Genomic DNA, 11,590 nt, shown 5'->3' with positions numbered 1-11,590 from the left:
GGCCGCACGATGAAGAGCAAAAGTTAGCATGATCGTTACCATGTTCGGGAGTCACATAGGAGATCAGATCCTGGAAATCGGGAAAAGTGCCAATCAGTTCACAATATTTGTGTATAAGAGTCAGGTTTAAGACAAACTGATCAAGTGATAGATCGATTGTTATTCGTAATACGTAAACGGAGGCATAAAAGAATAAACTTGATATTCCTCATGTATATGTTTTCATTGCATGAAAAAGATCATGGGTTTTACACTATGGTTGCTAATAAGACATTGTCTCACTCACATGATAAAAATAGTGAAAATACATTCCTGCATAAAATTAATGGCAAGAAAGATGTGACCATATCAATCTACATTAAAGCTTATAGTGATATTGGCTCTGTTGTTTCATATACACATGGTAAGGGGGACTTTGTAAATCCACTTACGGATGCCTTATATGAAGTGTCTCTCAGGGAGTTAATGAGCTTTTCATATCAATTCATGTTAAACCCTCAATATAGATGGAAAGGTGATCATGAGCTTAGCACGATAGCCGAAAAGGTTGGTTCAAACGATACGCTAAATGTGCAAGAGAATTCAATTTTGGCAAAAACACAGCTTTCTTTATTAGAGTGTGATCTGTCTTTGTATAAAAATTTAGTTGAGCTGGCCGTGCATCTTGACTAAATAAAGCCGGGATAACCCGGCTTTATTATCAGTTTATTTATTGTGCCGCTCATTAAGCCGCTGTACCACATCCTGTAATCCCAGCCCCTCGTTTTGCAGCAGCACGGTCAGGTGGTAGAGCAGATCGGCGGATTCGTTGATGAGCTCCTCTCGATCCTTGGCCATGGCGGCCAGCGCCACCTCAACTCCTTCTTCACCGACCTTCTGGGCGATGCGCTTGGTGCCTTTGCCGTAGAGGCTGGCGGTGTAGCTGGTGGCTGGATCGGCCCCTTTGCGAGAAGCCAGTACCTGCTCAAGTTCTGCCAGAAAACCGAGCGGCGGCAGCGGGTGGCCATTAAAGCAGGAGGTTGTCCCCTTGTGGCAGGTGGGGCCGACGGGGTTGGCGGCAATCAGCAGGGAATCCTGATCGCAGTCGGTGCTGATGGCCACGAGTTGGAGCACATTGCCCGAGCTTTCTCCCTTGGTCCAGAGCCGCTGTTTGCTGCGGCTAAAGAAGGTGACCTGACCGGTGGTCTGGGTCTTTTCCAGCGCCTCGCGGGTCATAAAGCCCTGCATCAACACCTCGCCGCTGGCGGCGTGCTGGACAATGGCGGGGATCATACCATCACACTTTTCCCAGTCGAGCCGCTCCACGAGCGGGATCTGGTTTGCAATCTCTTGATTATTCACGGATGGCGACTCCTTCGGTTTTCAGCCAGCGTTTCAATTCGGGAATGGGGATAAGGCCCTTGTGGAACACTGAGGCGGCCAGCGCCCCGTCCACATCGGCGAGGGTAAAGGCATCGCGAAAGTGCGCCATGGCACCGGCGCCGCCGGAGGCAATCAGCGGCACCTTGCAGACGCTGCGCACCAGTTTGAGCTGGTCGAGATCATAACCCTGACGCATGCCGTCCTGATTCATCACGTTCAGCACGATTTCGCCCGCGCCGCGCTTTTGCACCTCCTGCACCCAATCGAGGGTGTGCCAGGCGGTGGTGCGGGTACGGCTCTCGTCACCGGTAAACTGTTTGACCTGATAGTGGCCCGTCTCGGCATCGAAGTAGGAGTCAATGCCCACCACCACGCACTGCACGCCAAAGCGCTCGGCCAGTCGGCTGATGAGGGTTGGGTCGGCCAGCGCCGGAGAGTTGATGGAGACCTTGTCGGCGCCAAATTCGAGGATCTGGCGGGCATCTTCCACGCTTTTGATGCCACCGGCGACGCAGAAGGGGATATCGATCACCTCCGCCACCCGGCTCACCCAGCTCTTGTCCACCACCCGCGCATCGCTGGAGGCGGTGATGTCATAAAACACCAGCTCGTCAGCACCTTCCTCGGCGTAGCGGCGCGCCAGCTCGACAATGCCGCCCATCACCTCGTGGTTGCGAAACTGCACCCCCTTGACCACAACGCCATCTTTCACGTCTAGGCAGGGGATAATGCGTCTTGCCAGCATCAGTTGCCTCCTGTGGTAACGGCTGCGGGCGTTTGCCAGCAGGCGATGGCGTCACCCACCGAGAACTTGCCCTCCAGCAGGGCGCGGCCAAGGATGATCCCCTTGACGCCGGAGCCCTTGAGCGCCTCGATATCCGCGATGCCGCCAATGCCGCCGGAAGCCTGAAAAGCGACGCTCGGGTAGCGGGCGCAGAGATCCCGATAGAGCTCGACGTTGGTGCCAGCCAGGGTCCCGTCACGGCTGATGTCGGTGCAGAGCACATGTTTGAGCCCGACGGGGAGGAAGCGCTCGATCAGCGCTTCGATGGTCACCCCACTGTTCTCCTGCCAGCCTGCCACTGCGATATGGCGATTGCCCTGCTCATCGATATTGACGTCCAGCGCCAGCACTATCTGCTCGGGGCCATATTTCTCCATCCAGCTGGCCACCAGATCCGGGGATTTGACGGCGGTGGAGCCGATCACCACCCGGCTGGCACCGGCGGCCAGCAGATCTGCCACATCCTGCTCCGTGCGCACGCCGCCGCCAACCTGCACCGGCGCTTCGGTGGTCGACAGCAGTTGGGTCAGCAGGGGCAGCTGGCGAGCCTTGGCGTCTTTGGCACCGTCCAGATCCACCAGATGGAGCTGCACCGCCCCCTGGGAGACATATTCATCGAAGCGCGCCTGCGGGCTGCTGCTGTATTCTGTCTTCTGCTCGTAGTCCCCCTGATAGAGACGGACCACCTGACCATTGATCAGGTCAATTGCGGGAATGATCATTCATAGCTCCAGAAAATTTTGCAGCAAACGGGCACCGGCTGCGCCTGAGCGCTCCGGGTGGAATTGGGCGCCAAAGAAGTTGTCACGGGCGACAATCGCGGTAAAAGGCTTGCCGTAGTCACAAGTCGCCAGCGTCGCTTTTGTCACCTCCAGCGCATAGGAGTGCACGAAGTAGAAGTAACTGCCGCTCGGGATCCCCTTGAGCAGAGGATGGGTCTCGTCATGCTCAATCTGGTTCCAGCCCATATGGGGCAAGCGCAGGTTACCCACTTCCATCAGCCGGATCTTGCCCGGCACTATGCCAAGGCAGTCGATAAGCGTATCTGGCAAACCCTGAGTGCCCATGCTCTCTTCGGAGGCTTCCGCCAGCATCTGCATGCCGAGGCAAAAGCCCAGCAGCGGCTGCTTGGCGGCGCGGATAAGGGGCACCAGCCCGCGCTCGTTGAGGTTCTTCATGGCGGTCACAGCAGTGCCGACACCGGGCAGGATCAGCTTGTCCGCCTGCTCGATATCAGCCGCTTGGCTGGAGACCAAGGGCCGCACGCCGAGGCGCTCGAACGCCATTCTGACCGAGGCCAGATTCGCACAGCCTGTATCGATAATGACCAGCTTCTGCTTGCTCACATCCATCACAGCACTCCCTTGCTGGAGGGGAGGTCACTCCCTTCCACCCGAATAGCCTGACGCAGGGCGCGGCCAAAGCCTTTAAACAGCGCCTCCACCTGATGGTGGGTGTTGCCGCTGCCCACCTTCATTTGCAGGGTGATGGCCATGGCGTCCGAGAGGGAGCGGAAGAAGTGGGGCACCATCTCGGTGGCCATCTCGCCCACGTTGTCGCGGCCAAAGCCGCTCGGGCAGTCAAACACGAAGTAGGGGCGACCACAGAGATCCAGCGCGGTACTCACCTCCTGCTCGGTGAGGGGACGCGCATCGATCACTGCCTGCACCTCGTCCATCGCCAACACGAAGCCGAAGCGGCCGATACCGCGCTTGTTGCCAAGGGCCTGACGCAGCGCCTGACCCAGCGCCAGCCCAACGTCTTCCACCGTGTGGTGATCGTCGATATGCAGATCGCCGCTGACGTTCAGCTTGAGCTGGAAACCGGCGTGGGTCGCTATTTGATCCAGCATGTGATCAAAGAAGCCGATGCCGGTGGCGATCTGGTTGCCGCCGCTCTTGTTTGTGGCAGAAGGGTCCAAGTCAACCCCCACCTGAATGCGGGTCTCTTTGGTGTAGCGTTCCACCTCGGCAGTGCGGCCCTTGGACAGTAGCTGATCACGGATGGCGAGCCAGTCGTGATCCTGCGGGTGGTAGCGAATACCGCCAATGCCCATGTTCTCGGCAAGTTGCAGATCGGTCTGACGATCGCCAATCACGAAGGAGTTGGCAAAGTCGATGCGACCCGAGGCGAGATACTCCTTCACCAGCCCGAGGTGGGGTTTGCGGCAGCTGCAACCGTCGGTGGGGAAGTGCGGGCAGATCAGCACCTGCTCCCATTTCACCCCTTGCGATTCAAATAAATGCATCATCAGGTCGTGGGGTGGCTGGAAGTTCTCCAGCGGCAGGCTGGCGGTGCCCAGCCCATCCTGATTGGTCACCATCACCAGCACGTAACCAGCGGCCTGCAGCTCGCGTAGCACCGGGATCACCATGGGCTCGAAGCGCAGCTTGGCGAGGCTATCCACCTGCTTGTCGGTCACCGGCTCTTCAATCAGGGTGCCGTCGCGGTCGATAAACAAAAACGGGGTCTTCATCGCTACATCCTTGTCTTACAAAGTGGGAGAGGGCAGGTCACGCAATACCGCCAGCACGCCATCCATCTCGCCCTGATAGCCGATGGTGACGCGAATGCTGTTATCAAGGCCCGGCTTGCTGGAGAAATCCCGCAGTATGATGCCGGCGGCCTTCATGGCGGCAAAGACGGCGGCGCCATCCACAAAGCGCACCAGCACGAAGTTGCCCTTGTCCTCGAATACTTCCTTCACGCAGGCAAGCTTTGTCAGCTCTGCCTTGAAGGCGGCTTTTTGCTTGTTGAGCTCTATCACTCGCTCGCGCATCAGCTCCAGTCCCATGGGGGAGAGGGCCTGCGCCGCGATCTGGGCGATGGGCTCGGGGATGGGATAGGGGGCGATCACCTTGGCCAGCATGGCGATCACCTCGGGATGGCCTAAGGTAAAGCCGCAGCGGATCCCCGCCAGGGCAAAGGCCTTGGAGAGGGTGCGAGTCACCACCAGATTGGGGAAGCGGGTCAGCAAGTCCACCACGGAGGCCTCTGGGCAGAACTCGATATAGGCCTCGTCCACCACCACGATGGCGCGATCCCGGGCCTTCTCCAGCAGGGCGATGAGGCCATCGCGACCTACCAGATCCCCGGTGGGGTTGTTGGGGGAGCAGAGAAATACCAGCTTCACGTCGCCGAGGCGATCGGCGATGGCGGGCCAGTCCGGCTGGCGGCTGGTGGTCAGCGGCTGCTCGACGATACCGACGCCGCAGGTCTCGGCGCTGATGGCGTACATGCCGTAGGTGGGCGGACAGATGAGGATCTGATCTTCACCCGCTTCGCAGAAGGTGCGAATAAGCAGCTCGATGGCCTCGTCGGCGCCGCGGCTGACTAGCACCTGATCGGGATTGACCCCGGCGTAGGCGGCATAGCCGTTCACCACCTCGGCCGGTTGGCACTCGGGGTAGCGGTTGAGGCGGCTCCCCTCGATGGTGAAGGGATAAGCCTGCGGCGCCTCGTTGGCGTTGAGCCAGACGTGGCCCTTGCCGCCAATGCGGCGGGCGGATTGATAAGGGGTGAGGGCCCGCACCACGCGGCGCGCCAGATTGGCAATGCTCATGACAAATCCTTCTGCTGTGCTGTTTGTTGGGGCGAGGCGGCCAAGGCGTTCAACCTGAGGGTGACGGCATTTTTGTGGCCATCCAGTCCCTCGGCCTGGGCTATGCGCTGAACGATGGGGCCTAGCCCCTGAATGCCCTCGACGCTCAGCTCCTGCACCGTGTAGCGGCGCTGATAATCCGCAAGGCCAAGGCTCGAGCAGGTGCGTGCGTAGCCATAGGTGGGCAATGTGTGGTTGGTGCCGCTGGCGTAATCGCCGACCGACTCGGGCGTCCACTGGCCAAGAAAGATGGAACCGGCGTTCTCGAGTTTATCCAGCAGATCGCGAGGCGCCTGGGTCTGCACAATCAGGTGTTCCGGCGCATAGGCGTTGGAGATGGCGCACGCTTCGGCCAGATCGTCACAGAGGATCACCAGACTGCTGCCGAGCGCCTGCGCGGCGATATCCCGGCGGCTCAGTTTGGCCAGCTGGCGCTTGATCTCCCCTGCGATGGCATCGGCCAGCAGCGGCGAGGTGGTCACCAGCACCACCTGACTGTCGGGGCCGTGCTCGGCCTGGGAGAGCAGATCCGCCGCCACGAAGGCCGGATTGGCGCTCTCGTCGGCAATCACCAGCACCTCGGAGGGGCCGGCTGGCATGTCGATGGCGGCGCCGCGCCAATCCGCGGAGACCTGCCCCTTTGCTTCGGTCACAAAGGCGTTGCCCGGGCCGAAGATCTTGTCCACCTTCGGGATGCTTTCGGTGCCGTAAGCCATGGCGGCGATGGCCTGCGCACCGCCAATGGCGAACACCTTCTCGACCCCGCAGGCGCGGGCGGCAAAGAGGATCTCGTCGCTGGCGGGGGACGGGGTGCAGAGCACCACTTCACGGCAACCTGCGATAGCAGCCGGAATGGCCAGCATCATCACGGTGGAGGGGAGCGGTGCGCTGCCCCCCGGCACATAGAGGCCAACCCGGCTGATGGGTTGGGTGCGCAGCTCGCACACCACGCCGGGCTGGGTTTCCACCCGTACCACAGGCTGCACTTGGGCGGCGTGGAAGGTGCGAATATTGGCAATCGCTGCTTCGATGGCGCTTTTGATGTCGTCATCCAGCCGCGCGCAGGCGGCTTCAATCTCATCTTCGCTGACGCGCAACCGCTCACGGGGGGCGCGCTCGAAGCGCAGGCTGAGCTCGCGCAGGGCCTCATCGCCACGGCTACGTACCGCTGCGATGATCTCTTTGACCACGGCGCCGATATCGGCCTCGTCATTGAGGGCGGGGCGGGTCAGCACGTCGGCCTGCTGGGCAGGAGAGAGGGTCTTCCAGATCAGGGTCTGCATGATATCCCTTCCTTATTCCATCATTTTTTCGATGGGCAGCACCAGAATGGAGCTGGCGCCGAGGGCCTTGAGCTGCTCCATGGTCTCCCAGAACAGGGTCTCGCTGGAGACGACGTGCAGGGCCACCTGATTGGTGTCTCCAGCCAGCTGCATGATGGTGGGGCGCTCGGCACCCGGCAGCAGATCGGTGATGGCATCGAGCTTGTCTTTGGGGGCGTGCAGCATGATGTACTTGCTCTCGCGGGCCTGCTGCATCCCCTGAATACGGGGCAGCAGTTTGTCGATGAGTTTTTGCTTGGCATCGGACAAGGGGTTGGGGGCCTGTACCAGTACCGCCTTGGAGCGGTAGATCACCTCGACCTCTTTGAGGCCATTGGCCTCCAGGGTCGCGCCGGTGGAGACCAGATCGCAGATGGCATCGGCCAGCCCGGCACGGGGGGCCACTTCCACCGAACCACCCAGCATAACGCTCTTGAAGCCAAGACCCTTTTCGTCAAAGAAGCGCTTGAGCAGCCCGGGGTAGGAGGTGGCGATGCGTTTGCCGGCCAGGCTCTCTGGCCCTGTGTAGGTCACATCTTCCGGCACCGCCAGCGAGAGGCGGCAGCCGCCGAAATCGAGCTGCTTGAGGGTTTTCACTTTCGCAGGCAACCCCTGGGAAGCGCGAATGAGTTGCGCCTCCTCCAGCACGTTCTCACCTATGATGCCAAGGTCAACCACCCCTTCCATCACCAGACCCGGGATATCGTCATCACGTACCCGCAGGATGTCGATGGGCATGTTTTCCACATGGGCGATGAGGCGCTGCTCACGCAGGTTGATCTTGAGGCCGCAGCTCTTGAACAGGGCTTGGGAGTCCTGGCTCAGACGACCGGACTTTTGCATGGCGATACGCAGGCGTTGTGTTTCCATTTGCTCGATTTCCTTCTAGTCAAAAACGAAAAAACCCTCGGAAGTATGTGCTTCCGAGGGTTTATGAATCTTGCGGTCCTTTTGGAAGTCACCAGTTAAGTGTCTTCCAGCAGTCAACCTCCTGAAAGACTAGTCGGGATGATGATGGTGGTGATGAGTCTTCAGGGTGGTGAACTGCATGTAATCAATCCTTTACAAATAAGATGTCGTAGTTGACGCCTGATTTACACTACCTGCCTTGACAGAAAATGCAACCGGAAACTGTGATTTGATCGATTAAAGTTGAGGAAACGGTTTTCTGGTCGATAACTAGACAATACCCCCTACAGGAGTCGCTATCATGCCCAGCCAGGACCTGTTGTTCCCCATTTTGCCGCGGGCGCCAGCGACCCCGAGTCCTGACGACATCAAGCGGGAAGTGACCCAGATCAGTCAGAAGCACCAGCTGCGCAAGACCAGCACCGACAACGGTGAGTCCCAGCAGCGTCAGCAGGCCTATCCCTCTGCCAAGCGTGATCAGTCAAAGCCTAAAGAGGACGATCACAAGCCGGATCCCGAGCACCAGATCGATCTCTTCGTCTGAACGCATTATCAGTCCCGTTTTAACCGCATTTTTGGCATAATGCCCGCTTTTGCTGCGGGACGCCCTTTTGACCATCCAGACCCTGTTCAAGCCAGATGGCCCTCTGGCCAGCCACATCGACGGCTTTGTTGCCCGCGCCCCGCAACTGGCCATGGCCGAGGCCGTCTCCAGTGCCATCAAGCGCGGTGGCCGTCTGCTGGTGGAGGCGGGGACTGGCACCGGCAAGACCTATGCCTATCTGGTGCCTGCGCTGGAGTCCGGCAAGCGGGTGGTGATCAGCACCGGCTCCAAGAACCTGCAGGAGCAGCTTTTCTATCGGGATCTCCCGACCATCACGGGGGCGCTCTCCTACACCCCGCCAGTGGCCCTGCTCAAGGGGCGCAGTAACTATCTCTGCATCGAGCGGATGAACCGGCTCTTGAGCGAATCCCATCTGCAAAAGCCGGAAGTGCTCAATGATCTGGTGAAGGTCAAATCCTGGTCCACGGCTACCGATAACGGCGATGTGGGGGACATCCCGGGGTTGCAGGAAAACGCCGAGATCCTCACCCACGTCACCAGCACCAACGACAACTGCCTAGGTCGCGATTGCCCCTATTACGACGACTGCCATCTGGTGGTGGCCCGACGCCGCGCCATGGATGCCCAGGTGGTGGTGATCAATCATCACCTCTTCTTCGCCGATATGGCGGTGAAAGACACAGGGTTTGGCGAGTTGGTGCCCGAAGCGCAAGTGTATGTGTTCGACGAGGCGCACCAGTTGGCGGAGATCGCCACCAACTACTTCGGCAAGTCGGTGGGCAGCCGCACCATCCAGGATCTGGCGCAGGATATCCAGCTGGCCTATCGGGCCGAGGCGCACGACATGGCCCAGCTCGGCAAGGCGGCGGACAGGCTTTCTATCGCCAGTCAGGATCTGCGGCTCGCTTTTGGCGTGGATGGCGGCCGTGGCAATACCCGTGACATGCTGCGCCAGCCTTTATGGGGGCAGGCACTGGCTCGTCTCAACGACGCCATCGGGCTTTGCTACGAGGTGCTCAAACTCGCGCTCGGGCGCGGCGAGCAGCTGGATCACGCCTTCGAGCGGATCTGCGAGCTGCGCACCCGCCTCGGGGAGGTGCTGGCGGTCAATCAGACCGGCTTCTCCTACTGGTATGACTGTTCGCGGCTCCATTTTTCCCTCAATTTGACGCCGCTCTCGGTGGCCGAGCGCTTTGGCGCCGAGGTACTGCGTCCCGAGGTGGCCTGGATCTTTACCTCCGCCACCCTGACGGTGGACATGCGCTTCGATCACTTCGTGGCCGAGCTGGGACTCGCGGGCAGTGCCGAGCTTATTCTCGACAGCCCGTTTGATTATGCCGAGCAGGCGCGGCTCTGTGTGCCCCGTTTTCTGCCCGAGCCCAATGCCTTTGGCCGTGGCGAACAGCTGGCCCAGCTGATGATCCCCCTCATCAACAAGACGCCGGGGGGCTGTTTCTTCCTCTGCACCAGCCATCAGGTGATGCGTCAGGTGGCCGAGGTGCTGCGCCGCGAGATAGGCCGCACTGTGCTGCTACAGGGGGAGGACAACAAGCAGCGGCTACTCAAGGAGTTTGTCGAGAATGGCCGCGCCGTCTTGGTGGCCACCAGCAGCTTCTGGGAGGGGATAGACGTGCGGGGGGCTGCGTTGTCGTGTGTTATCATCGACAAGCTGCCGTTTGCCAGCCCAGACGATCCCTTGCTCAAGGCACGGGTCGATGATTGCAAGCTCAAGGGGGGCGATCCCTTCGCCGAGCTGCAGTTGCCCAAGGCAGTGATAGCGCTCAAGCAGGGGGTGGGGCGGCTCATTCGTGATCGCAGTGATCACGGTGTACTGGTCATCTGTGATCCACGCATGGTCAACAAACCCTACGGCGCTATTTTTATCAAGAGTTTGCCCGCCATCCCTCGCACCCGGGAGTTGGGGACGCTGGGGCGCTTTTTCGATCGCGGTGAATAAGTTTGCCGCCAGATGACAGAGTTGAACAACGGGTGAGCATATCTTGCTTGCCGGTTATGTAATTGACTGATTTTATAGAGATTGGAAAGCATGAACGAGTTGAAGATCCTGGCCGTTGACACCGCCACCGAAGCCTGCTCCGCCGCCTTGCAGGTGGGTGACACGCTGTTCTCCCGCTGGGAAGAGGCGCCGCGGGATCACACCCGTAAAATCTTGCCCATGGTTCAGGCTGTGCTGGACGACGCCGGGATAACCTTGGGCGAGCTCGATGCCATCGCGTTCGGGCGTGGTCCGGGCTCCTTTACCGGGGTGCGGATCGGGATCAGCGTGGCCCAGGGGCTGGCGTTTGGGGTTGGCGTGCCGCTCATCGGCATCTCCACCCTGGCTGCCATGGCGCAAGGTGCCTATCGTCTCGATGGTGCTGAACAGGTGTTAACCGCCATCGATGCGCGGATGAACGAGGTCTATTTTGGCCGCTATGAGCTGATCAATGGTCGCATGCAACTGGTGGGCGACGAGGTGGTGAGCGATCCCGCAGCACTGGTTGACGCCCGTGGCAAGCTGGCGGGTCGGGTGACCTGCGTCGGTACAGGTTTTGAAACCTATGGTGAGACCTTGAGTGGTCTTGCCGATGAGCTGGCGGTGAGCCAGGTGCGCTTCCCGGCGGCCATCGACATGCTGCCGCTGGCCCGCGCCGCCTGGCTGGCAGGGGAGGCAGTACCTGTTGAGCAGGCGACGCCGGTCTATTTGCGTGACAAGGTGACCTGGAAAAAATTGCCGGGTCGCGAATAAGGGCAGGAAGCGGCGTTGCATGCCTGTCGCTCTTGCCATAAACCCGCATCCCCCTGCCGGACAGGGCCTGGTAACAGGTTCGGTATCCGGCAAAAAGGAGAGTGACATGATGAAACGTGCGATCGTGATAGGGGTTGCAGGCTTGCTGCTCGGCGGGTGCAACACTGTTCCGAAGCTGACTCTTATACACAAATATTGTGAACTGATTGGCACTTTTCCCGATTTCCAGGATCTGATCTCCTATGTGACTCCCGAACATGGTAACGATCATGCTAACTTTTGCTCTTCATCGTGCGGC

The 11,590-nt window shown here is 59.6% G+C and carries 12 protein-coding genes, 1 pseudogene and 1 other annotated feature; of the genes and pseudogenes, 5 read left to right on the top strand and 8 right to left on the bottom strand.

The genetic code is table 11. The features are described from left to right. Window positions 1–210 precede the first annotated feature (210 nt). The gene (locus GWQ22_RS19515) at window positions 211–672 is read left to right on the top strand and encodes a hypothetical protein (RefSeq protein ID WP_275931358.1); all 462 of its coding nucleotides are present in this window, start codon (window positions 211–213) and stop codon (window positions 670–672) included. 33 nt (window positions 673–705) lie between these two features. On the opposite strand, the gene hisIE is transcribed toward GWQ22_RS19515, so the two are convergent. The 8 genes from hisIE to hisG are packed head-to-tail and all read right to left on the bottom strand — an operon-like array spanning window position 706 to window position 7,939. Next, the gene (gene hisIE / locus GWQ22_RS19510; RefSeq protein ID WP_275931357.1) at window positions 706–1,341 is read right to left on the bottom strand and encodes a bifunctional phosphoribosyl-AMP cyclohydrolase/phosphoribosyl-ATP diphosphatase HisIE; all 636 of its coding nucleotides are present in this window, start codon (window positions 1,339–1,341) and stop codon (window positions 706–708) included. Then, window positions 1,334–2,107, bottom strand: a complete 774-nt coding sequence (gene hisF / locus GWQ22_RS19505) for an imidazole glycerol phosphate synthase subunit HisF (protein ID WP_019446757.1) — start codon at window positions 2,105–2,107, stop codon at window positions 1,334–1,336. The genes hisIE and hisF overlap by 8 nt, the downstream gene beginning before the upstream one ends. Beyond that, window positions 2,107–2,868 (bottom strand): 1-(5-phosphoribosyl)-5-[(5-phosphoribosylamino)methylideneamino]imidazole-4-carboxamide isomerase, encoded by a 762-nt coding sequence (gene hisA, locus GWQ22_RS19500; RefSeq protein WP_275931356.1) that lies wholly within the window; start codon window positions 2,866–2,868, stop codon window positions 2,107–2,109. The genes hisF and hisA overlap by 1 nt, the downstream gene beginning before the upstream one ends. Further along, window positions 2,869–3,498 (bottom strand): imidazole glycerol phosphate synthase subunit HisH, encoded by a 630-nt coding sequence (hisH, locus tag GWQ22_RS19495; RefSeq protein WP_275931355.1) that lies wholly within the window; start codon window positions 3,496–3,498, stop codon window positions 2,869–2,871. It abuts the gene before it with no gap. Then, window positions 3,498–4,622 carry a bifunctional histidinol-phosphatase/imidazoleglycerol-phosphate dehydratase HisB gene (gene hisB / locus GWQ22_RS19490; RefSeq protein ID WP_275931354.1) on the bottom strand — a complete coding sequence of 375 codons (1,125 nt, stop codon included), beginning with the start codon at window positions 4,620–4,622 and terminating at the stop codon, window positions 3,498–3,500. The genes hisH and hisB overlap by 1 nt, the downstream gene beginning before the upstream one ends. A gap of 15 nt (window positions 4,623–4,637) precedes the next feature. Continuing rightward, window positions 4,638–5,708, bottom strand: a complete 1,071-nt coding sequence (gene hisC, locus GWQ22_RS19485) for a histidinol-phosphate transaminase (protein WP_275931353.1) — start codon at window positions 5,706–5,708, stop codon at window positions 4,638–4,640. Next, window positions 5,705–7,030 (bottom strand): histidinol dehydrogenase, encoded by a 1,326-nt coding sequence (gene hisD, locus GWQ22_RS19480; RefSeq protein ID WP_275931352.1) that lies wholly within the window; start codon window positions 7,028–7,030, stop codon window positions 5,705–5,707. Before hisD ends, hisC begins: the two co-directional genes overlap by 4 nt. Before the next feature lie 12 nt (window positions 7,031–7,042). Continuing rightward, window positions 7,043–7,939, bottom strand: a complete 897-nt coding sequence (gene hisG / locus GWQ22_RS19475) for an ATP phosphoribosyltransferase (RefSeq protein ID WP_275931351.1) — start codon at window positions 7,937–7,939, stop codon at window positions 7,043–7,045. A gap of 29 nt (window positions 7,940–7,968) precedes the next feature. After that, window positions 7,969–8,093: a sequence feature (His leader region), on the bottom strand. Window positions 8,094–8,279: 186 nt separating this feature from the next. Between hisG and GWQ22_RS19470 the strand changes: the two genes are divergently transcribed. From GWQ22_RS19470 to GWQ22_RS19455, 4 genes and pseudogenes are all read left to right on the top strand, one after another. Next, on the top strand, window positions 8,280–8,522 hold the full coding sequence (locus GWQ22_RS19470) for a hypothetical protein (protein WP_042037673.1): 243 nt from the start codon (window positions 8,280–8,282) through the stop codon (window positions 8,520–8,522). A 67-nt stretch (window positions 8,523–8,589) separates the two neighbouring features. Beyond that, window positions 8,590–10,500 (top strand): ATP-dependent DNA helicase, encoded by a 1,911-nt coding sequence (locus GWQ22_RS19465; RefSeq protein WP_275931350.1) that lies wholly within the window; start codon window positions 8,590–8,592, stop codon window positions 10,498–10,500. A gap of 90 nt (window positions 10,501–10,590) precedes the next feature. Then, on the top strand, window positions 10,591–11,292 hold the full coding sequence (gene tsaB / locus GWQ22_RS19460; RefSeq protein ID WP_275931349.1) for a tRNA (adenosine(37)-N6)-threonylcarbamoyltransferase complex dimerization subunit type 1 TsaB: 702 nt from the start codon (window positions 10,591–10,593) through the stop codon (window positions 11,290–11,292). A gap of 106 nt (window positions 11,293–11,398) precedes the next feature. Continuing rightward, window positions 11,399–11,590 (top strand): annotated as a pseudogene (locus GWQ22_RS19455) (hypothetical protein); the annotation flags it as partial.

The sequence above is a fragment of the Aeromonas sp. 1HA1 genome (assembly GCF_029237385.1).
GTDB lineage: Bacteria > Pseudomonadota > Gammaproteobacteria > Enterobacterales > Aeromonadaceae > Aeromonas > Aeromonas popoffii.
This window is presented reverse-complemented; position numbering and strand designations above follow the sequence as displayed.

What these genes read in the sequence shown, in the direction of transcription:
- hisD (WP_275931352.1), bottom strand. Translation starts at nt 7,030, where the DNA reads ATGCAGACCCTGATCTGGAAGACCCTCTCTCCTGCCCAGCAGGCCGAC.
- hisA (WP_275931356.1), bottom strand. Translation starts at nt 2,868, where the DNA reads ATGATCATTCCCGCAATTGACCTGATCAATGGTCAGGTGGTCCGTCTC.
- hisH (WP_275931355.1), bottom strand. Translation starts at nt 3,498, where the DNA reads ATGGATGTGAGCAAGCAGAAGCTGGTCATTATCGATACAGGCTGTGCG.
- hisG (WP_275931351.1), bottom strand. Translation starts at nt 7,939, where the DNA reads ATGGAAACACAACGCCTGCGTATCGCCATGCAAAAGTCCGGTCGTCTG.
- tsaB (WP_275931349.1), top strand. Translation starts at nt 10,591, where the DNA reads ATGAACGAGTTGAAGATCCTGGCCGTTGACACCGCCACCGAAGCCTGC.
- hisF (WP_019446757.1), bottom strand. Translation starts at nt 2,107, where the DNA reads ATGCTGGCAAGACGCATTATCCCCTGCCTAGACGTGAAAGATGGCGTT.
- GWQ22_RS19515 (WP_275931358.1), top strand. Translation starts at nt 211, where the DNA reads ATGTATATGTTTTCATTGCATGAAAAAGATCATGGGTTTTACACTATG.
- hisB (WP_275931354.1), bottom strand. Translation starts at nt 4,622, where the DNA reads ATGAAGACCCCGTTTTTGTTTATCGACCGCGACGGCACCCTGATTGAA.
- GWQ22_RS19470 (WP_042037673.1), top strand. Translation starts at nt 8,280, where the DNA reads ATGCCCAGCCAGGACCTGTTGTTCCCCATTTTGCCGCGGGCGCCAGCG.
- hisC (WP_275931353.1), bottom strand. Translation starts at nt 5,708, where the DNA reads ATGAGCATTGCCAATCTGGCGCGCCGCGTGGTGCGGGCCCTCACCCCT.